Annotated in this window: 18 protein-coding genes; 13 read left to right on the plus strand and 5 right to left on the minus strand. The window is 61.3% G+C overall.

The genetic code is table 11. The features are described from left to right. Nucleotides 1-141 precede the first annotated feature (141 nt). From cysN to AC1RAC_RS22650, 3 genes are all read right to left on the minus strand, one after another. Entirely contained in the window at nucleotides 142-2,040 is a 1,899-nt protein-coding gene (gene cysN, locus AC1RAC_RS22640) for a sulfate adenylyltransferase subunit CysN (RefSeq protein ID WP_003188392.1), read from the minus strand. Between the two features lie 9 nt (nucleotides 2,041-2,049). Beyond that, nucleotides 2,050-2,967: a sulfate adenylyltransferase subunit CysD gene (cysD, locus tag AC1RAC_RS22645; RefSeq protein WP_003171640.1), complete on the minus strand. Its 918-nt coding sequence runs from the start codon at nucleotides 2,965-2,967 to the stop codon at nucleotides 2,050-2,052. Nucleotides 2,968-3,220: 253 nt separating this feature from the next. Continuing rightward, nucleotides 3,221-3,979, minus strand: a complete 759-nt coding sequence (locus AC1RAC_RS22650) for a Nif3-like dinuclear metal center hexameric protein (protein ID WP_492617005.1) — start codon at nucleotides 3,977-3,979, stop codon at nucleotides 3,221-3,223. A 101-nt stretch (nucleotides 3,980-4,080) separates the two neighbouring features. Here AC1RAC_RS22650 and algW point away from each other — a divergent pair, with 101 nt between their 5' ends. Both algW and AC1RAC_RS22660 read left to right on the plus strand, forming a co-directional pair. After that, nucleotides 4,081-5,241, plus strand: coding sequence for a Do family serine endopeptidase AlgW (gene algW, locus AC1RAC_RS22655; RefSeq protein ID WP_057977380.1), 1,161 nt, complete (start codon nucleotides 4,081-4,083; stop codon nucleotides 5,239-5,241). A gap of 112 nt (nucleotides 5,242-5,353) precedes the next feature. Then, entirely contained in the window at nucleotides 5,354-7,447 is a 2,094-nt protein-coding gene (locus tag AC1RAC_RS22660; RefSeq protein WP_127881494.1) for a TonB-dependent siderophore receptor, read from the plus strand. A 452-nt stretch (nucleotides 7,448-7,899) separates the two neighbouring features. Here the strand turns inward: AC1RAC_RS22660 and hemH are convergent, their stop codons facing one another. Next, complete coding sequence (gene hemH, locus AC1RAC_RS22665; protein WP_034128066.1) at nucleotides 7,900-8,925, minus strand: ferrochelatase; 1,026 nt, start codon at nucleotides 8,923-8,925, stop codon at nucleotides 7,900-7,902. 14 nt (nucleotides 8,926-8,939) lie between these two features. Beyond that, on the minus strand, nucleotides 8,940-9,839 hold the full coding sequence (locus AC1RAC_RS22670; RefSeq protein ID WP_492617006.1) for a TIGR01777 family oxidoreductase: 900 nt from the start codon (nucleotides 9,837-9,839) through the stop codon (nucleotides 8,940-8,942). A 212-nt stretch (nucleotides 9,840-10,051) separates the two neighbouring features. Here AC1RAC_RS22670 and AC1RAC_RS22675 point away from each other — a divergent pair, with 212 nt between their 5' ends. The 11 genes from AC1RAC_RS22675 (at nucleotide 10,052) to AC1RAC_RS22725 (ending at nucleotide 19,684) form a co-directional block, all read left to right on the plus strand. Beyond that, on the plus strand, nucleotides 10,052-11,038 hold the full coding sequence (locus AC1RAC_RS22675; RefSeq protein WP_034128068.1) for an NAD(P)/FAD-dependent oxidoreductase: 987 nt from the start codon (nucleotides 10,052-10,054) through the stop codon (nucleotides 11,036-11,038). Further along, entirely contained in the window at nucleotides 11,035-11,250 is a 216-nt protein-coding gene (locus AC1RAC_RS22680) for a TIGR02450 family Trp-rich protein (RefSeq protein ID WP_054896873.1), read from the plus strand. The genes AC1RAC_RS22675 and AC1RAC_RS22680 overlap by 4 nt, the downstream gene beginning before the upstream one ends. 112 nt (nucleotides 11,251-11,362) lie before the next feature. Continuing rightward, nucleotides 11,363-12,322: a YbgA family protein gene (locus AC1RAC_RS22685; RefSeq protein WP_054896872.1), complete on the plus strand. Its 960-nt coding sequence runs from the start codon at nucleotides 11,363-11,365 to the stop codon at nucleotides 12,320-12,322. Between the two features lie 3 nt (nucleotides 12,323-12,325). Continuing rightward, nucleotides 12,326-13,255 carry a MerR family transcriptional regulator gene (locus AC1RAC_RS22690; RefSeq protein WP_034128070.1) on the plus strand — a complete coding sequence of 310 codons (930 nt, stop codon included), beginning with the start codon at nucleotides 12,326-12,328 and terminating at the stop codon, nucleotides 13,253-13,255. Continuing rightward, entirely contained in the window at nucleotides 13,256-14,698 is a 1,443-nt protein-coding gene (phrB, locus tag AC1RAC_RS22695) for a deoxyribodipyrimidine photo-lyase (RefSeq protein WP_057977386.1), read from the plus strand. It begins immediately after the preceding gene. Continuing rightward, nucleotides 14,691-15,113 (plus strand): nuclear transport factor 2 family protein, encoded by a 423-nt coding sequence (locus tag AC1RAC_RS22700; protein ID WP_054896870.1) that lies wholly within the window; start codon nucleotides 14,691-14,693, stop codon nucleotides 15,111-15,113. Before phrB ends, AC1RAC_RS22700 begins: the two co-directional genes overlap by 8 nt. Further along, the gene (locus AC1RAC_RS22705; protein WP_054922540.1) at nucleotides 15,110-15,892 is read left to right on the plus strand and encodes an SDR family NAD(P)-dependent oxidoreductase; all 783 of its coding nucleotides are present in this window, start codon (nucleotides 15,110-15,112) and stop codon (nucleotides 15,890-15,892) included. Before AC1RAC_RS22700 ends, AC1RAC_RS22705 begins: the two co-directional genes overlap by 4 nt. Next, complete coding sequence (locus AC1RAC_RS22710; protein ID WP_492617007.1) at nucleotides 15,889-17,136, plus strand: NAD(P)/FAD-dependent oxidoreductase; 1,248 nt, start codon at nucleotides 15,889-15,891, stop codon at nucleotides 17,134-17,136. The genes AC1RAC_RS22705 and AC1RAC_RS22710 overlap by 4 nt, the downstream gene beginning before the upstream one ends. Next, nucleotides 17,133-17,942 (plus strand): DUF1365 domain-containing protein, encoded by an 810-nt coding sequence (locus AC1RAC_RS22715; protein ID WP_072446988.1) that lies wholly within the window; start codon nucleotides 17,133-17,135, stop codon nucleotides 17,940-17,942. The genes AC1RAC_RS22710 and AC1RAC_RS22715 overlap by 4 nt, the downstream gene beginning before the upstream one ends. Then, a complete protein-coding gene (locus tag AC1RAC_RS22720) occupies nucleotides 17,929-19,200 on the plus strand; it encodes an SAM-dependent methyltransferase (RefSeq protein WP_054896866.1) in 1,272 nt (423 codons plus the stop codon). The genes AC1RAC_RS22715 and AC1RAC_RS22720 overlap by 14 nt, the downstream gene beginning before the upstream one ends. Further along, nucleotides 19,193-19,684: a DUF2878 domain-containing protein gene (locus tag AC1RAC_RS22725; protein WP_057977391.1), complete on the plus strand. Its 492-nt coding sequence runs from the start codon at nucleotides 19,193-19,195 to the stop codon at nucleotides 19,682-19,684. The genes AC1RAC_RS22720 and AC1RAC_RS22725 overlap by 8 nt, the downstream gene beginning before the upstream one ends. Nucleotides 19,685-19,725: the final 41 nt, after the last annotated feature.

Consider the following 19,725-nt stretch of genomic DNA (forward strand, 5'->3'; position numbering starts at 1 on the left):
GGATCAGCTAAGTTTCAATAAACTGACAGTCTGCTATCGCAGGCAAGCCAGCTCCCACATTGACCGAGTCCACATTTGAGAATATGTAAAAAGCCCGCCACCGGGTAACCGGTGGCGGGCTTTTTTGTGCGGCAATAAAGCTTAGATCGCGCCGCGCTGACGCAACAGTTCCAGCACTTGCTTGACGCTGTCTTCCAGCGACAACGCCTGGGTGTCGATCACAAGGTCGGCATTCAACGGCACGTCATACGGGAAGGATTCGCCAGGGATGTTATCCCCACCAGCCGCGTACAAACCTTGCGGGTCACGCTCGGCGCACACCAACGGCGATGCCTGCACGTAGACGGTCAGCAGTCGGTCCGCACCAATCAGCGCCTTGGCCTGTTCACGGCCTTCGGCATCCGGCGCAACGAAGGCTGCCAGGGTCAGCAGGCCGGCTTCGTTGAACTGACGCGCCACATGAGCCGCACGACGCCAGTTCTCGGTACGCCCGGCACGGTCCTGCGGCAACCCTTTGTTCAGGTCGTGACGCAGGTTCTGGCCGTCCAGTACGAACACCGCACGGCCCATGTCGAACAGCTTGCGCTCGACCGCATAGGCCAGAGTGCTCTTGCCAGCGCCCGACAAGCCGCTGAACAACACCGTGGCCGGCTGCTGGCCGAAACGCAGGGCGCGCTCTTCGGTGGCGACATGCGCCAGGCTGCCGTGCTGCGCAGCGCCGCCATGACCCACCGGTGGCGCGATGATCATGCCCGCGGCGACCGTGCCGTTGGTCAAACGATCGATCACGATGAACGCGCCGGTGGTGCGGTTGCTGTCGTAACCGTCCAGGGCGATGGCGGCGTCCAGGCTGACCTTGACCCGGCCAATTTCGTTGAGCTGCAGCGAACTCGCCGGGCCTTCGGCCAGGGTGTTTACGTCCACGCGGTGCACGATGCTGGTGATGGAACCCGGCACGTAGCTGGTGGCGCGTTTGATGTCGTATTTTTTGCCCGGCAGCATCGGTTCTTCGGCCATCCACACCAGCATGGCGTCGAAGGCGTCGGTCACTTGCGGCACGTTGTCGGCATGCACCAACAGGTCGCCACGGGAGATGTCGATCTCGTCTTCCATGGTCAAGGTCACAGCCTGGCCTGGGCCTGCGTGTTCCAGCTCACCTTCAAAGGTGACGATGGATTTGACGCGGCTGCTCTTGCCCGACGGCAATACCACCACTTCGTCGCCCTTGTGCACGATGCCACTCGCCAGGGTGCCGGCAAACCCACGGAAGTTCAGGTTCGGGCGGTTGACGTACTGCACCGGGAAACGCAGGTCGGTGTAGTTGCGATCATTGGCGATCTCGACAGTCTCCAAGATCTCCATCAGCGACTGCCCGGTGTACCAGGGCGAACGCTCGCTCTTGTTCACCACGTTGTCGCCCTTGAGCGCCGACATCGGCACGAAGGCCAGGGTGCTTGGCTTGAATGCGATACCTTCGGCGAACTTCAGGTAATCGGCTTTGATCGACTCGAATACGCTTTGGTCAAAGCCGTTGATGTCCATCTTGTTGATGGCCACCACGATGTGTTTGATACCCAGCAACGAGGCGATATAGCTGTGGCGACGGGTCTGGGTCTGCACGCCATAGCGGGCGTCGATCAGGATGATCGCCAGGTCACAGGTGGACGCACCAGTGGCCATGTTGCGGGTGTACTGCTCATGGCCGGGTGTGTCGGCGATGATGAATTTGCGCTTGGCGGTGGAGAAATAGCGATAGGCAACATCAATAGTGATGCCCTGCTCACGCTCGGCCTGCAGGCCATCGACCAGCAACGCCAGGTCGATATCGTCACCGGTGGTGCCGGACTTTTTCGAGTCGCGGGTAATGGCTTCCAGGTGATCCTCGTAGATCATCTTGGAGTCGTGCAGCAGGCGCCCGATCAGGGTGCTCTTGCCGTCGTCGACGTTGCCGCAGGTCAGGAAGCGCAACATTTCTTTGCGCTCGTGCTGGCCCAGGTAGGCGAGGATGTCCTCGCTGATCAAATCAGATTGATGCGACATGACAGCCCCTTAGAAATAGCCTTGACGTTTTTTATCTTCCATCGAGCCTGCACCATCGTGGTCGATGACACGGCCCTGGCGCTCGGAAGTTCGCGTCAGGAGCATTTCCTGAATGATGTCCGTCAGCGTCTCGGCTTCGGACTCCACCGCGCCCGTCAACGGGTAGCAGCCAAGGGTGCGGAAACGTACTTTCTTTTTGACGATGCGGGCTTTGTCTTCGTCGGACAGGTGCTCAAGGATGCGGTCGTCGTCGATCATGATCAACGTGCCGTTCTTCTCGATCACGTCGCGCTCGGCGGCGAAGTACAGCGGCACGATCGGGATGCCTTCCAGGTAGATGTACTGCCAGATGTCCAGCTCGGTCCAGTTGGACAGCGGGAACACGCGGATCGACTCGCCCTTGTTGACGTTGCCGTTGTAGACGTTCCACAGCTCCGGGCGTTGGTTCTTCGGGTCCCAACGGTGCTTGCTGTCGCGGAACGAATACACGCGCTCTTTGGCACGGGATTTCTCTTCATCGCGACGGGCACCGCCGAATGCTGCGTCGAAACCATGCTTGTCCAGCGCCTGCTTGAGGCCCTCGGTCTTCATGATATCGGTGTGCTTGGCACTGCCGTGGGTGAACGGGTTGATGTTCTGCGCCACGCCATCGGGGTTGATGTGGGTAATCAGGTCCAGGCCCAGCTCCTCGACCATCTTGTCGCGGAACTTGTACATCTCCTGGAATTTCCAGCGAGTGTCGACGTGCATCACCGGAAATGGCAGTTTGCCCGGGAAGAAGGCCTTGCGTGCCAGGTGCAGCATCACGGCGGAGTCTTTACCGATCGAGTAGAGCATCACCGGGTTATCGAACTCGGCGGCGACCTCGCGGATGATGTGGATGCTTTCCGCCTCCAGCTGTTTCAGATGCGTCAGTTTGTCGACCATGGTTACTCACGGAAAAACGATCTTATGGACGGCCAGCGGGCCGTGTTCGAGCGAGGCATGCTAGCACAGCAACTTCTTCTATTTAGGGCGCCAGCTAGACCGAAACGATATATGAATATGCCGGCCAGTTTGGGCTTTAACACTGTAAGTGTGGGAGCTGGCTTGCCTGCGATGGCCTCACCTCGGTGAGCCTGAATGGCTGCGGTGCCTGTATCGCAGGCAAGCCAGCTCCCACAGTGTTCAATGCTGTGCTTTAGATCGGATTGGGGCAGTCGATGAACAGATGCTCCAGGGCAAAGCGCCGCGCCAGGTAGTCGCCCAAGGCCTGCACGCCGTAGCGTTCGGTGGCGTGATGGCCGGCGGCGATGAAGCTGATGTCGTTTTCCCGGGCGCTGTGGAAGGTCTGTTCGGACGCTTCACCGCTCAGGTACAAATCGACACCCGCGGCAATCGCCTGGTCGATGTAGCCCTGGCCGCCACCGGTACACCAGCCGACGCGGCGAATCATCTCGCTGCCTTCGATCAGCAGCGGTTCGCGACCCATCACGTCCTGCACGCGACGGGCGAAGTCACGAGGTGACAAGGGCTCGGCCAGGGAGCCGACCAGGCCGACGATTTTTGGGTTGCCGGGGTCCAGCGGGCCTTCGACGTTGATATCCAGGTGGCGAGCCAGTTGCACGTTGTTGCCGACATCGGCGTGCAGGTCCAGGGGCAAGTGGTAGGCCAGAAGGCTGATGTCATGCTTGAGCAGGGTTTTGAGACGGCGCTGCTTCATGCCGGTGATGCACGGGTTTTCGCCCTTCCAGAAGTAACCGTGGTGCACCAGCACCAGGTCGGCCTTGGCTTCGACGGCGGCGTCCAGCAGGGCTTGGCTGGCGGTCACGCCGCTGACGATGCGCATCACTTGGGGCCGGCCCTCGACCTGCAGGCCATTGGGGCAGTAATCGGCAATTTTGGCGCTGCCGAGGTAGCGGTCGGCTTCCTCGACGAGGGTAGTAAGGGGCACGGCCATAAAAGACTCCTAAATATCCCGTTCGCAGGCGTCACAGCCTCGTATAATGCGCGACATTATGGGCGCTCTCCCGCCCCCTGCAACCTGTCAGGACTTACTTGATGCTCAAGGCACTGCGTTTTTTTGGATGGCCATTGTTGGCTGGCGTGCTGATCGCGATGCTGATTATCCAGCGTTATCCCCAGTGGGTGGGCCTGCCCACACTGGATGTGAACCTGCAACAGGCGCCGCAGACCAACACGGTGGTCCAGGGCCCGGTCACCTATGCCGACGCGGTCACCATCGCGGCCCCTGCGGTGGTCAACCTGTACACCACCAAGGTCATCAACAAGCCCGCGCATCCGTTGTTTGAAGACCCGCAATTTCGCCGCTACTTCGGTGACAACGGCCCCAAGCAGCGCCGCATGGAATCCAGCCTCGGCTCCGGCGTGATCATGAGCCCCGAGGGCTACATCCTCACCAACAACCATGTGACCACGGGCGCCGACCAGATCGTGGTGGCCCTGCGTGACGGCCGCGAAACCCTGGCCCGCGTGGTGGGCAGCGACCCGGAAACTGATCTTGCGGTACTCAAAATTGATCTGAAGAACCTGCCGGCCATCACCCTCGGCCGCTCCGACGGTTTGCGCGTGGGCGATGTGGCGCTGGCCATCGGCAACCCGTTCGGGGTGGGGCAAACGGTGACCATGGGCATCATCAGCGCCACCGGGCGTAACCAGTTGGGCCTTAACAGCTACGAAGATTTCATCCAGACCGACGCCGCGATCAACCCCGGCAACTCGGGCGGTGCGCTGGTGGACGCCAATGGCAACCTGACTGGCATCAACACCGCGATTTTTTCCAAGTCCGGCGGCTCACAGGGCATTGGGTTTGCGATCCCGGTGAAGCTGGCGATGGAAGTGATGAAGTCGATCATCGAGCACGGCCAGGTGATTCGCGGCTGGCTGGGCATTGAGGTACAGCCCTTGACCAAGGAACTGGCCGAGTCATTTGGCCTGACCGGGCGTCCAGGCATCGTGGTAGCGGGGATCTTCCGCGACGGCCCGGCGCAGAAAGCCGGCCTGCAACTGGGCGATGTGATCCTCAGCATCGACGGCGCCCCGGCGGGTGATGGCCGCAAGTCGATGAACCAAGTGGCGCGGATCAAGCCGACCGACAAGGTGGCGATCCTGGTGATGCGCAACGGCAAGGAGATCAAACTGTCGGCGGAAATCGGACTGCGCCCACCACCGGCGACCGCGCCAGTGAAAGAAGAGCAATAACCGTCGCGATCCTAGCGCCCGTTCGCGGGCGCTGGTAAGGCTACATTTCTTAGCGATTCATTCTCATTAGGCATGTTATATTGTTTCAATATCGCTATTGGAACGCTCTATCATGCCGTCTCGAAAGTTTGTGCCCTTGGCCGGCCTGGCCCTGGGTTTGCTGCTCGACCCTGCCTACGCCGAAGAAAACACCCTGGAACTGGACACCATCAGCGTCACTTCCGACGCCTATGAATCCGCCACCGGCCCGGTCGACGGCTACCGCGCCACCCGCTCTGCCAGTGCGACCAAGACCGACACGGCCTTGCGCGACATCCCGCAATCGATCAGCGTGATTCCTGCCACGGTACTCAAAGACCTGGGCAGTACCAGCGTGGAGCGCGCCCTGGAATTCGCTGGCGGCGTATCCAAGCAAAACAACTTCGGCGGCCTGACCCTCTACGAATACAGCGTGCGCGGCTTCACCACGTCCGAGTTCTACCAGGATGGTTTCAGCGCCAACCGTGGTTACCCCAGTACCCCGGACGCGGCGAATATCGAGCGCATTGAAGTGCTCAAGGGCCCCGCCGCCAGCCTGTATGGGCGTGGCGATCCCGGCGGCACGGTAAATATCGTCACCAAGAAACCCCAGCCCGAGGCCTTCACCACGCTGCAAACCAGCGCAGGCAGTTGGGACCGCTACCGCACGGCGCTGGATGTGAATACGCCGCTGGACAGCGAGGGGCGCGTGCTGACGCGAGTGAACCTGGCCGTTGAAGACAACCACAGCTTTCGCGATCACGTGGACGCCAAGCGTGTGTTTGTCGCGCCCTCCTTCAGTTGGCAACTGGACCCGGACACCACCCTGCTGGTGGAAAGTGAGTTCGTGCGCCACAGCTCCACCTTCGACCGAGGCATCGTCGCCAATACCGGCATGTCCCATTCCACCTTCCTCGGCGAGCCCAACGACGGCAATATCCGCAACCACAACAACCGCATTCAGGCGGCGTTGGAACACCACCTCAACGACGCCTGGAAACTGCGCCTGGCCAGCCATTACAAGCAAGGCAGCCTGTGGGGCGATGCTTCGGAAAGCCGAGCGTTGAACGCAGACGGCCACAGCGTCAATCGCCGCTACCGTGAACGCTCCACCGGTTGGCATGACAGCATCACCCAGCTGGAACTGCGTGGGGTGTTCGATATGGGCAGTTGGCAACATGAACTGTTGATCGGTACCGAGTACGAGGATTACCGTAAGAAAGAGCGTGTGACGGCGATCGCTGGCGACTATCCCATCGACATCTACAAGCCGGTGTACGGCCAGCCCAAACCCAACGGCAAACGCTCCGGTACCGACTTCTTCGAACAGACCAAAAGCCACGCACTCAACCTGCAAGACCAGATCATCTTCACCGACCGCCTGCGCGGTATGATCGGTGCGCGCTTCGAACACTTCGAACAAAGCACCGACGACTTCACCCGCAACCACGCCAAGGGCCGCCAAACCCACGACGCCTTCACTCAGCGCGCCGGCCTGCTCTACCAGCTCACGCCAGAAGTCGGCGTGTTTGCCAACGCCTCCACGTCGTTCAAGCCCAATAGCGGCCTGGATGCCGCTGGCAAGTCCTTCAAGCCCGAAGAAGGCGTGGGTTATGAGGTGGGGGTCAAGAGCGAGCTGTTTGACGACCGCCTCAGCGCTACCCTGGCGGCCTTTCATATCGAAAAGGAAAACGTGCTGACCCTGGACCCGGCGACCAACCTCAACCGCGCCATGGGCAAGGCCCGCAGCCAGGGGTTCGATCTGCAAGTAACCGGGCAAGTGACCGACGCAGTCCGCGTGATCGGCGCCTTGGCCTACATCGACGCTGAAGTGACCAAGGGCGACAAAACCATTCCTACGGGCAGCCGCATTCTGGGCGTGGCCAAGCGCAGTGGCAGTGTGTTGGGCGTGTATGAGTTCCAGGAAGGCGCGTTGCGTGGCTCAGACCTGGGCGCAGCGTTCACCTATGTAGGTGACCGCTCAGGCGAAGCCGGCACGGGCTTCGAACTGCCCGCCTACCACACCGTGGATTTGCTGGCACATTACAAGGCTACGCAGAATGTGACGGTGGGGCTGAACCTCAACAACCTGTTCAATGAAAAGTACTACGAGCGGTCCTACAGCAACTATTGGGTCAACCCGGGTGAGCCGCGCAACTTCACAGTTAGCCTGACCCTTAATCTGTAGATACAGTCAAAATGTGTGGCTTGCCTGCGATGACCATAGGTAATCACGATGCGAAGCGAGCCGCTCTTGATCTTGATCTGCTTGTGATCTTGATCTCAGGCGCCCCGTTAAACCACGCTGGCCGAACGCAGGCTTGAATTCGTGGGTAACCCGGCAGGACGCCGGGTTAGCCGCCCCGCGCCATGGATGGCGCGTGGCGGCGGCCCACGGATTCAAGCCTGTGTTCGGGCACACCGAGCCTAGGCGAGGTGCCGAGTGGTGGGGCAAGAGCCCTTTGGTTACTTTGGGCTGGGCCGGCATTCCGGCTCTTTTCCAAAGTGACCCGCTGTAAAAGCGGAACCCTAAGCAGCCGTTACCGCAGGAATGGATATGTACACAATCCAACTGTGTTGACTGCCATGCCGCCTTCGCGAGCAAGCCCGCTCCCACAATTGGATCACCGCAGGGCTCGATTACAAGGCAACCGGCGCTCGTTCGCACAGGGTATTAAGCGCTGCCGCCCACTGCGGCTCGTCATTCAGGCAAGGCACCAACACCAACTCCTCGCCCCCCGCTTCACGAAATTGCTCGCGACCGCGATCGCCAATTTCCTCCAACGTCTCAATACAGTCGGCGACGAACGCCGGGCACATCACCAGCAGCTTCTTCACGCCTTGCTGGGCCAATGCCTCAAGGCGTGCCTCGGTGTAGGGTTCGATCCACTTGGCCCGGCCCAGGCGGGACTGGAACGCCACCGACCATTTGCCCTCCGGCAAACCCAGCCGCTCGGCCACATCCCGCGCCACGCTGAAGCACTGCGCGCGGTAACAGGTGGCAAGCACTTCAGGGGATGCGTTCTTGCAGCAGTCGGCATCCTTGAAGCAGTGCTGGCCCGTGGGGTCGAGCTTGGTCAGATGACGCTCAGGCAAGCCATGGAAACTGAGCAGCAAGTGATCGTAATCCTGCTCCACATAAGAGCGCACACTCGCCGCCAGCGCATCGAGGTACTCAGGCTGATCGTAGAACGGTTGCAGGATCGAAAACTGCACATTCAGTTGCTTGTCGCGCACCACTCGCTTGGCTTCCTCTATCACCGTGGTGACGGTGCTGTCGGCAAACTGCGGGTACAACGGCGCCAGTGTGATTTTTTGAATACCCTGGGCGGCCAGGCGTGTCAGGACCGTTTCCAGGGACGGCTCGCCATAACGCATCGCCAGTTCCACCGGGCCCTGGGTCCACTGCGCGGTCATCTGCTGCTGCAGGCGGCGGCTCAGCACCACCAACGGCGAACCCTCATCCCACCAGATCGACGCATAGGCATGGGCCGATTGCTCGGGGCGCTTGATCAGGATCAGCGATACCAGCAAGCGCCGCACCGGCCACGGCAAGTCGATCACATAAGGGTCCATCAGGAACTGATTGAGGTAGCTGCGCACATCGGCCACTGAAGTGGACTTTGGCGAACCCAGGTTGACCAGTAACAACGCGTGATCGGTCATGCAACATCCTATCTTTAGAGGCGGCTGGACAAGTCGTCCAGAGCCGCACGCAACTCAGTGAACTGGAAAGTGAAACCTGCGGCCTGCAGCCGTTCAGGCAAAGCCTTTTGCCCGCCCAGCAACAAGCCGGACAACTCACCCAGGCCAACCTTCAACGCAAATGCCGGCATCGGCATGAACGCCGGGCGGTGCAGCGACTGGCCCAAGGTCTTGGCAAATTCGCGGTTGCGCACCGGGTGCGGCGCGCAGGCATTATAAGGACCGTTGGCGTCTTGCTTGTGCAGAAGAAAATCAATCAGGGCGATTTGATCCTTGATATGCACCCAGGGCATCCACTGCCGTCCATTGCCAATCGGCCCGCCCAGCGCCAGTTTGAACGGCAGCAGCAGGCGCGACAAAAAGCCGCCCTCGGCAGACAGCACCAACCCCGTACGCACCAGCACCACGCGAATGCCCAAGGCTTCGGCACGCTGGGCGGTTTCCTCCCAGGCGATACACAACTGGCTGGGGAAGTCATCCAGCACCGGGCCGCTGGCTTCGGTCAGTTCGCGCTCGCCGCCGTCGCCGTACCAACCCACCGCAGAGCCGGAGATCAGCACCGCCGGTTTTTGTTCCAGGCTTTCCATCCAGGCCAGCAAGGTTTCGGTGAGGTGAATGCGACTGTTCCACAGCAATGCCTTGCGCTTATGGGTCCAAGGCCGGTCCGCGATAGGCGCGCCTGCCAGGTTGACCACCGCGTCCACCGTGCCAATCACCTCTTGTAGGCGAGCCACTCCGAGCACCTGCGCACCGCACACCCGGGCGACCGTTTCCGGTTGCCGGCTCCACACCGTCAGGCGGTGGCCTTGCGCGAGCCAGTGCTTGCAGAGTTGACGGCCGATCAAGCCGGTACCGCCGGTCAGCAAAATATGCATGGGACTCTCCTCATGTAACGTTCGCCGCCGCTCACTGGTCTATTTTATAAGCAGGGATCAATTTGATAATTGAGCGTGACGGGGGTTCAAGCCTTAGCTTAACCATAGGTCACGCCACACAATCAGGCACGCCAAAACTTATACCAAAAAACAATATTGTACAGCTATTGGTGTCGGCGTAGTCTGTACCCAACGGTAAAACGAGGCCTCCCATGACTGTTCCCATCGCGATCATTGGTACCGGCATCGCCGGTCTCTCCGCCGCCCGAGCGTTACAAGACGCTGGGCATGCAGTGCATCTCTTCGATAAAAGCCGCGGCAGCGGTGGCCGCATGTCCAGCAAGCGCAGCGACGCCGGCGCGCTGGATATGGGCGCGCAATACTTCACCGCTCGCGACCGGCGCTTCGTCAACGAAGTGCAGCGCTGGCAAAGCAACGGCTGGGCCGAGCAGTGGAAGCCCCAGTTGTATAACTTCAAGTCCGGGCAATTGACGCCCTCCCCCGATGAGCAGATCCGCTGGGTGGGCACGCCGCGCATGAGCGCCATCACTCGCGCCCTGCTCGACGACTTGCCGGTGGAGTTCGGTTGCCGCATCACCGAAGTCTTCCAGGGCACGCAGCACTGGAACCTGCTCGACGCGGACGGCGGCAATCACGGCCCTTTCAGTCACGTGATCATTGCCACGCCGGCGCCCCAAGCCACCGCCCTGCTGGCCGCCGCGCCCAAGCTGGCGAGCGCCGCCGCCGGGGTAAAAATGGACCCGACCTGGGCCATCGCCCTGGCGTTCGACAAGCCCCTGGATACGCCGATGGAGGGCTGCTTCGTGCAAGACAGCCCCCTCGACTGGCTGGCGCGCAACCGCAGCAAGCCCGGGCGCGATACCACCCTCGACACCTGGGTGCTGCACGCCACCAGCGCCTGGAGCAAGGCCCACCTGGACCTGCCCAAGGAAGCGGTGATCGAACACCTGCACGGCGCCTTTGCCGAATTGCTGCACAGCGCCATGCCTGCGCCGTCGTTCAGCCTGGCGCACCGTTGGCTCTACGCGCGCCCATCGAGCAGCCATGAATTCGGCGTGCTGGCCGACGCCGACCTGGGCCTGTTCGTCTGTGGTGACTGGTGCCTCTCCGGCCGGGTGGAAGGTGCCTGGTTGAGTGGCCAGGAAGCGGCGCGACGCTTGATCGAGCACTTGCAATGAACCGCATCAACCCCGCCAAACTGCTGCTGTCAAAATGGACGGCAGCTCATCCCCGCCACAAGGAAAAACACTTCCTGGTCACCGAATTGTTCCGTGACGACGAGGGCACGGTGCTGGACATCGAACTGCAGGCCATCCTTACTCGGCGCGCCGAACGCCTGCCCTGGCAGACCCTGAAAAACGCTGAGGACTGGACAATCGGCTGGAAATAAAGCGGCGGCACAACCCTGTACAAAATATTTGACTTGTACAACATCGAGCCTATGATGAGATTTAGTTGTACAAGATTTGTAGCTTGTACAGGATTCTTGCAGAGGTTTGCTTATGTCCAGCCGTGTGAAACCGAAGATCGCCATCAGCGCCTGCCTTCTGGGTGAGAACGTGCGCTTCAATGGCGGTCATAAACAGTCCCTGCTATGCAGTCAGACCCTCAGTGACTATTTCGATTTCGTCCCGTTGTGCCCTGAAGTTGCCATCGGCCTGGGCATTCCTCGGCAAGCGATCCGCCTGGTCGGGGACCCCAACCACCCGCAGGCCGTGGGCAGCGTAAACCCTGCGCTCAATGTCACTCAGCCACTGGATGATTACGGCCAGCAAATGGCCCGGGAACATACCGACCTGTGCGGCTACATCTTCATGCAAAAGTCACCGTCCTGCGGCCTGGAGCGGGTCAAGGTGTACCGCGACAACGGCACGCCCGTCGACGGTGGCGGGCGCGGCATTTACGCCCAGGCGTTTTGTGCTCGACACCCCAACCTGCCGGTGGAGGAAGACGGTCGCCTGAACGACCCGGTGCTGCGGGAAAACTTCCTCACCCGCGTATTCGTGTACGCCAGTTGGCAGCAACTGTTGGCCGACGGCCTTACCCGTCACCGCTTGCTGACGTTTCACTCGCGCTACAAGTACCTGCTGATGGCCCACAGCCCGGCGCATTACAAAAGCCTGGGCCACTTGCTCGGCAGCATGGGCAAGGGCATTGACCTGCAAGCTTTGGCCGACGGCTATTTCAGCGAACTGATGGCGGGCCTGAAAAAATGCGCGACTCGCGCTACCCATACCAATGTGCTGCAACACATCAGTGGCTATCTCAAGCAAGCCATCAGTGCCGATGACAAACAGGAAATGCAGACCGTCATCGGCCAATACCGCCACGGCATCGTGCCACTGGTGGTGCCGCTGACCCTGCTCAAACACCACTTTCGCCAACATCCGGACCGCTACATCGCGCAGCAGGCCTACCTGCAACCGCACCCGGAAAACCTCAGCCTGCGTAATGCGATCTAACCCATGAAACCTGCCCTGCTCGACGAACCCGGCGAAGACCTCGCCCTGGCCCTGGAAAACGGCTGGCTGCCGATCCGCGAGGTGGCGCGCCAGACCGGCGTGAATGCGGTGACGCTGCGCGCGTGGGAGCGCCGCTACGGCCTCATCGTGCCCCAGCGCACGCCCAAAGGGCATCGGTTGTTCAGCGCCGAACATGTGCAACGCATCCAGGCCATCCTCACCTGGCTCAATCGCGGCGTGCCGGTCAGCCAGGTCAAAGGGCTGATCGACTCCGCCCAAGGTAGCCCGGAGCCGATGGAAAACGAGTGGCAGAGCCTGCGCCAGCATTTGGTGAGTGCCATCAGTGAACTGGCCGAGCGCCGGGTCGATGACGCCTTCAACCAGGCCATGGCGCTTTACCCGCCACGCACCTTGTGCGAGCAATTGATGCTACCGCTGCTCAACGAGCTGGAACAACGCTGGCAGGGCCAGTTCGGCGCGCAGATGGAGCGGGTGTTCTTCCTGTCCTGGCTGCGCAGCAAGTTTGGCGCACGGATCTATCACAACAATCGTCAACTCCACGGCGCGCCCCTGTTGCTGGTCAATCATTCCGACCTGCCCCTGGAACCGCACCTGTGGCTCAGCGCCTGGCTGGCCAGCAGTGCCGATTGCCCGGTGGAAGTATTCGATTGGCCACTGCCTGTCGGCGAACTGGCCCTGGCGGTGGAACACCTGCAACCCCGTGCGGTGCTGCTGTACTCAAGCAAGGCGTTGCAAGTGTCGGCACTCAGCAAACTGCTGGGCGGCATCCATTGCCCAACGGTGATTGCCGGACCAACGGTGTGCATCCACCACGCCGAGTTGGGCGTATTAACCCAGGACATCCCTGAGTTGTTCGTGGCCGAGGACCTGTTGGCGGCCCATCAATTATTGATCCAGCGTGGAATTGTCTAAATGCATCTGATCTGGCTGCGCACCGACTTGCGCCTGCACGACAACACTGCCCTGGCGGCCGCGTGCCAGCGCGGCCCCGTCGCGGCTGTTTACCTGATCACGCCCGAGCAATGGCAGGCGCATGATGACGCGCCGTGCAAAGTCGATTTCTGGCTGCGCAACTTGCAGCACCTGAGCCAGGCACTGGGCAACCTCAACATTCCGCTGTTAATCCGCCACGCCGCGACCTGGGACCAGGCGCCGACGGTACTGAGCCAACTGTGCCGCGAGCTGTCGGTGGAGTCGGTACACGTCAACGAGGAATATGGCGTTCACGAGAGCCGCCGCGACCGCGCCGTGGCCCAGGCCCTGGAAGCTGACGGCGTGACCTTCCACAGCTACCTGGACCAACTGTTTTTCCAGCCGGGTAGTGTGCTGACCAAGACCGGCACCTACTTCCAGGTGTTCAGCCAGTTCCGCAAGGTCTGCTACAGCCGCCTGCACAGCGCCCTGCCCCGCGTGGTGCCGACGCCAAAGGCCCAGGCCGAGCCTGGCGTGAAAAGCGACCCTGTGCCAACGGCAGTCGAAGGGTTCCCGACACCCAGCGAAACCTTGCGTGCCCTCTGGCCCGCTGGCGAAGACGAGGCGCGCCGTCGCCTCGATGCCTTCGCTGATCAGCAGATCAGCTATTACAAGGACGAACGCGACTTCCCGGCCAAGCCCGGCACCAGTCAGCTTTCTGCCTACCTGGCCGCCGGAGTGGTTTCGCCGCGCCAGTGCTTGCACGCCGCGCTGCAAACCAACCAGGGCGAGTTCGAAAGCGGCGACATCGGCGCCATCACCTGGATCAACGAGCTGCTGTGGCGCGAGTTCTACAAGCACATCCTGGTCGGCTACCCACGGGTTTCCCGCCACCGCGCGTTTCGCCCGGAAACCGAAGCGCTGGCCTGGCGCAAGGCGCCCGAAGACCTGGCCGCCTGGCAACAGGCGCGCACCGGCTTGCCGATCATCGACGCGGCCATGCGCCAACTGCTGGAAACCGGCTGGATGCACAACCGCCTGCGCATGGTGGTGGCGATGTTCCTGACGAAGAACCTGCTGATCGACTGGCGCGAGGGCGAGCGCTTCTTTATGCGCCACCTGATCGACGGTGATCTGGCGGCCAACAACGGCGGCTGGCAATGGAGTTCGTCCACGGGCACCGACTCGGCGCCGTATTTCCGGATATTCAGCCCGCTGAGCCAATCGGAAAAATTCGACGGTGACGGCGTGTTCATCAAACGCTGGCTCCCGGAACTGGCCGCGCTGAATAAAAAACAAGTGCACAACCCCGAAGCGGCTGGGGGCCTGTTCGGCGTGGCGGATTACCCGCGTGCCATCGTCGATTTGAAACAGTCTCGCGAGCGCGCCTTGGCCGCATTTCGCCGGCTGCCTTCGCGTCAGGAGATGGCCGAACATGAGTGACTTCCTGCACCAGTTTGCCCACACCTTCGCCACGCTGGACAAGCACAACCTGCACCTGCTCGGCCGCCTGTACAGCGAGGACACCGCCTTTGCCGACCCCCTGCATGAAGTCCAGGGTCTGCCAGCGTTGCGGCGTTACTTTGCCGACTTGTACAGCAACGTCAGCGAGCTGCATTTTGACTTCCACGGCTTCGATACCGTGGCCGAAGGCGAGGGCTACCTGCGCTGGACTATGCGTTTTCGTCACCCACGCTTGGCCAGCGGCCAGGTGATCGAGGTGCCAGGCTGTTCTCATTTGATGTGGCACGACAAGGTTTACCGCCATCGCGACTATTTCGATGCCGGCGCCCTGCTCTATGAACATGTCCCCCTACTGGGTCGCGTTATTCGTTGGCTGAAGAGGAGAATGGGATGAGCCTTACACCGCCCCGTCGTTATTGGCTGACCGGCGCCAGCAGTGGTATCGGTGCGGCGCTGGCCGTGGAGTTGCTCGAGAGCGGCGCCCAAGTGGCCCTGAGTTCCCGCACCCAAGGCCCGCTGGATGCCCTCGCCCTTCGATATCCAGGCCAGGTTCTGGTGGTGGCCGGCGACCTGACCAACAGCCAGACCGTGCGCGAGATCGGCGAGCGTATCAGCGAGGTCTGGGGTTCGCTGGACACGGTGATCCTCAACGCCGGCACTTGTGAATACGTCGACGCCCGGCAATTTGACGCCTCGATCATCGAGCACGTGGTGCGTACCAATCTGCTGGCCAGCAGTTATTGCATCGAGGCCGCGCTGCCACTGTTGCGCGCAGGGCGCACCCCGCACCTGGTGGGCGTGGCCAGTGCCGTGACCTACCTGCCCATGCCCCGCGCCGAAGCCTACGGCGCGTCCAAGGCCGGCCTGCGTTACTTGTTCGAATCCTTGCGTATCGGCCTATCGCCGGAAAACATCGATGTCACGGTGATCAGCCCAGGCTTCGTCGACACGCCGCTGACCGAGCGCAATGATTTCCCGATGCCCCTGAGCTGGCCGGCCGACAAAGCCGCGAAACACATTTTCGCCAAGCTGGAAAAACGCCCGCTGGAAATCGCCTTTCCGGCCCTGTTCATTGCCACCTTGTGGCCGCTGTCGAAGCTGCCCAACCGCGCGCAACTGATCATCGGCAAACGCATGCTGCGCAGCCCGCCACCGAAGAAGGACGACCTGTGAAGATCGCCATTATCGGCAGCGGCATCGCCGGGCTGACCAGCGCCTACCTGCTCAGCCGTCGCCACGACATTACGCTGTTCGAGGCCAATGACTGCATTGGCGGGCATACACACACGGCCAACGTGACGGTCGACGGCAAAAACTATGCGGTGGACACGGGCTTCATTGTGTTCAACGACTGGACCTACCCGAACTTCATCCGTCTGCTGGAGCAGATCGGGGTCAGGCTCAAACCCACCGAGATGAGTTTTTCGGTGTGCGACCAAAGCACAGGCTTCGAGTACAACGGCAACAACCTCAACAGCCTGTTTGCCCAGCGCCGCAATATTCTGTCGCCGGGATTCTGGGGCATGTTGCGCGATATCCTGCGCTTCAATCGCCAGGCGCCCCTGGACTTGCAAGAGCAGCGCATCAGCGCCGACATGACCCTGGGCGATTACCTCACCGCTGGCGGCTATGGCCCCAGGTTTATCCGGCATTACATCGTGCCGATGGGCGCTGCCATCTGGTCGATGTCCCTGGCCGATATGCTCAAGTTTCCGCTGCAGTTTTTTGTGCGCTTCTTCAAGAATCACGGCTTGCTCTCGGTGAGCAACCGCCCGCAATGGTGTGTGATCGAGGGCGGCTCCAGCTGTTATATCGAGCCGCTGACCCGCAGCTTTCGCGAACAGATACGGCTCAACTGCCCTGTGCATAAGGTGCAACGCAACGACGAGGGTGTGGTTATCCACAGCCCGGCCGGCAGCGAAACCTTCGACCGCGTGGTATTCGCCTGCCACAGCGATCAGGCCCTGGCCTTGCTCGATGACCCCAGCCAGGCCGAACAGCAGATCCTCGGCGCCCTGCCCTACGCCGAAAACGACGTGGTGCTGCACACCGACACACGCCTGCTGCCCGACCGCAAACTGGCCTGGGCCAGCTGGAACTATCGGCTGACGGGCAACGTGCAACAACAGGCCGCCGTCACCTATGACATGAACATCCTGCAAGGCATCGACAGCGCCACTACCTTTTGCGTCAGCCTCAATCAGACGCCGATGATCAACCCGCTGAAGATCCTGGCGCGCTACACCTACGCCCATCCGCAATACAGCCTGGCCGCAGTCGCCGCACAGGCACGCTGGGAAGAATTGAACGGCGTGCGCAATACCTTTTACTGCGGGGCCTACTGGGCCAACGGCTTTCACGAAGACGGCGTGGTCAGCGCTCTGCGCGTGGCCCAGGCGTTTGGGGAAACCCTGTGAACAGCGCCTTGTACAGCGGCTGGATCGCCCATCGCCGGTTTACGCCCAAAGCCCACGCCTTTCGCTACCGCATCGGCCTGTTGTACCTGGACCTCAGTGAAGAGGATGAAGTACTGGGGCTCTCGCCGCTGGCCGGCACGGGTCGCCTGGCGCCTTTCGGTTTCCGCCAGCAGGATTACCTGCGTGAATTCACGCGCCACGGCATGAGCCTGAGCGATGCCGTGCGCCAGGAAGTCGGCAAGGCCCTGGGGCAAACACCCCAGGGCGCTATCTGCCTGCTGACCCAGGCCCGCAGTTGGGGCCTGGCTTTTAACCCGGTGAGTTTCTTCTACTGCTTCGAGGCTGACGGGCAACTGGCCGCGATCCTGTGTGAAGTGACCAACACCCCATGGCGCGAGCGCTATCACTACGTGCTGCCCGCCCAGGCACTGGGCGCCGATGAGCACCAGCATTTCGCCGTGGCCAAGGCCTTCCATGTGTCGCCGTTTTTGCCTCGCGAGCTGGAATACCGCATGAGTTTCAGCCAGCCCGCCGCCAGGCTCGGCGTGCATATGGCCGATTGGCAGGGCACGCAAAAAGTCTTCGACGCCACCTTGAGCCTGGAAAAACAGGCACTGAACCGCGCCAGCCTGCATCGCTATTTGTGGCGCTTTCCCTGGATGACCGCCAAGACCGGCCTTGCGATCTACTGGCAAGCCTTGCGCCTGCTGCTCAAACGCACTCCGATTTTTTCCCACCAGGCCGCCGATGGCGCTTCTCGCACCGCAGTCGGGTATACCAAGGATCGCCACCATGAAATCCCCTAGCTTATCGGTCAAGGCTAACCGCCTGAACGTCAACGGCATGACCGCTGCGCTATTGCGCAAAGGCGTGTTGCGCCAGCTAAGCCAATTGCGCCATGGCCAGTTGGTCATCATCGAGGATGGCGAGCGGCAAGTCTTCGGCGCACGGGAAGCGCACCTGCTGGGCGAGATCCAGATTCTCGACGCGGCGGTATGGGGGCTGGTGGCGGCCAATGGCTCGATCGGCGCTGGCGAAGCGTTTATCCATGGTTACTGGACCAGCCCCGACCTCACCGCCGTCGTGCGGGTGATGGTCAGCAACCTGGAGGTGCTCGACGCCATGGAAGGTGGCCTGGCACGCCTGGCGCGGCCGTTCACTCAGGGCCTGCACTGGCTCAACCGCAACACACGCAAAGGCTCGCAAAAAAACATCGCCGCCCATTACGACCTGGGCAACGACCTGTTCGAAGAATTTCTCGACCCCACCATGATGTACTCGGCCGCGCAGTTCCTGACCCCCGATGACACCCTGGAACAGGCACAACTGAACAAATTAGCGCGCATCTGCCAGAAACTGGCGCTCAAGCCCAGCGACCATCTGCTGGAAATCGGTACCGGCTGGGGCAGCATGGCGTTGTATGCGGCGCAGCATTACGGTTGTCGGGTCACCACCACGACCCTGTCCAAGGAACAGTTCGCCTACACCGCGCAACGTATCCAGGCGGCGGGCCTGCAAGATCGTGTGACCGTGCTGCTGAGCGATTACCGCGACCTCACCGGTGAGTACGACAAGCTGGTGTCGATCGAAATGATTGAAGCGGTGGGCCATCGTTTCCTGCCCACCTATTTCAAACAATGTGCCCAGTTGCTCAAGCCCGACGGCCTGATGCTGCTGCAAGCCATCACTATTCGTGAACAACGCTTTGAGCAGGCCAAACGCAGCGTCGACTTTATCCAGCGCTACATCTTCCCTGGTGGCGCGCTGCCCTGTGTACAAAACATGCTGCAGATCGTCAGCCGTGACACCGACATGAACCTGCTGCACATGGAAGACTTCGGCCTGCACTACGCCCGCACCCTGCGCCTGTGGCATGAAAACTTTCGCCGCGCCCATGGCCGTCTTGCCGAACTCGGTTATGACGAATACTTCCTGCGCCTGTGGGAGTTTTACCTGTGCTACTGCGAAGGTGGCTTTATGGAGCGCACCATCGGCACCGCGCAGTTGCTGCTGGCCAAACCGGCGGCCATCAATCCGCCGCTGCTTGGGCGTTTCAGTGCTTAAATCCCTGGCCAACACCGTGCTGTTTCAGTGCGGCTGGTTTGCCTGCGTGCTCGGCGGCGATAGCCGTTGGCTGCTGATCGGCATCGCGGTACTGGGCGCACACTTGCTGTGGATAAGCTCTTGGGCAAGAGAGGGGCAAGTGATTCTGGCCGTGACGGTGCTGGGAACACTGGTCGATACGGCACTGCGTGGGCTCGGCGTGTTTGAGTTCAATACGCCGGGGCCACTGATTCCGCTGTGGCTGATACTGTTATGGGCCTTGCTGGCCACCACCTTGCGCCATTGCCTGGCCTGGAGCGCACGGCCCTGGTGGCTCGCCAGCCTGCTAGGCGCGGTGGGCGGGCCGTTGTCTTATTACGCCGGCAGTCAATTGGCAGGCGTGAGTTTTGCGTACGGCACCGCCCCAACACTGATCGGCCTGGCGCTGTTATGGGCCATGCTCTTTCCGCTGTTACACGGGGTTGCGCAGAGGCTGGAACACTGACGCCCGTCCGAGCATTCATACGCATCTGACGCACTTGCCTT

The sequence above is a fragment of the Pseudomonas sp. GW823-FHT02F05 genome, from assembly GCF_058797315.1.

Bases quoted from the DNA above. Each gene is read 5' to 3' on its own strand.
- cysN (WP_003188392.1), bottom strand. From the start codon at position 2,040: ATGTCGCATCAATCTGATTTGATCAGCGAGGACATCCTCGCCTACCTG.
- cysD (WP_003171640.1), bottom strand. From the start codon at position 2,967: ATGGTCGACAAACTGACGCATCTGAAACAGCTGGAGGCGGAAAGCATC.
- AC1RAC_RS22650 (WP_492617005.1), bottom strand. From the start codon at position 3,979: ATGGCCGTGCCCCTTACTACCCTCGTCGAGGAAGCCGACCGCTACCTC.
- algW (WP_057977380.1), top strand. From the start codon at position 4,081: ATGCTCAAGGCACTGCGTTTTTTTGGATGGCCATTGTTGGCTGGCGTG.
- AC1RAC_RS22660 (WP_127881494.1), top strand. From the start codon at position 5,354: ATGCCGTCTCGAAAGTTTGTGCCCTTGGCCGGCCTGGCCCTGGGTTTG.
- hemH (WP_034128066.1), bottom strand. From the start codon at position 8,925: ATGACCGATCACGCGTTGTTACTGGTCAACCTGGGTTCGCCAAAGTCC.
- AC1RAC_RS22670 (WP_492617006.1), bottom strand. From the start codon at position 9,839: ATGCATATTTTGCTGACCGGCGGTACCGGCTTGATCGGCCGTCAACTC.
- AC1RAC_RS22675 (WP_034128068.1), top strand. From the start codon at position 10,052: ATGACTGTTCCCATCGCGATCATTGGTACCGGCATCGCCGGTCTCTCC.
- AC1RAC_RS22680 (WP_054896873.1), top strand. From the start codon at position 11,035: ATGAACCGCATCAACCCCGCCAAACTGCTGCTGTCAAAATGGACGGCA.
- AC1RAC_RS22685 (WP_054896872.1), top strand. From the start codon at position 11,363: ATGTCCAGCCGTGTGAAACCGAAGATCGCCATCAGCGCCTGCCTTCTG.
- AC1RAC_RS22690 (WP_034128070.1), top strand. From the start codon at position 12,326: ATGAAACCTGCCCTGCTCGACGAACCCGGCGAAGACCTCGCCCTGGCC.
- phrB (WP_057977386.1), top strand. From the start codon at position 13,256: ATGCATCTGATCTGGCTGCGCACCGACTTGCGCCTGCACGACAACACT.
- AC1RAC_RS22700 (WP_054896870.1), top strand. From the start codon at position 14,691: ATGAGTGACTTCCTGCACCAGTTTGCCCACACCTTCGCCACGCTGGAC.
- AC1RAC_RS22705 (WP_054922540.1), top strand. From the start codon at position 15,110: ATGAGCCTTACACCGCCCCGTCGTTATTGGCTGACCGGCGCCAGCAGT.
- AC1RAC_RS22720 (WP_054896866.1), top strand. From the start codon at position 17,929: ATGAAATCCCCTAGCTTATCGGTCAAGGCTAACCGCCTGAACGTCAAC.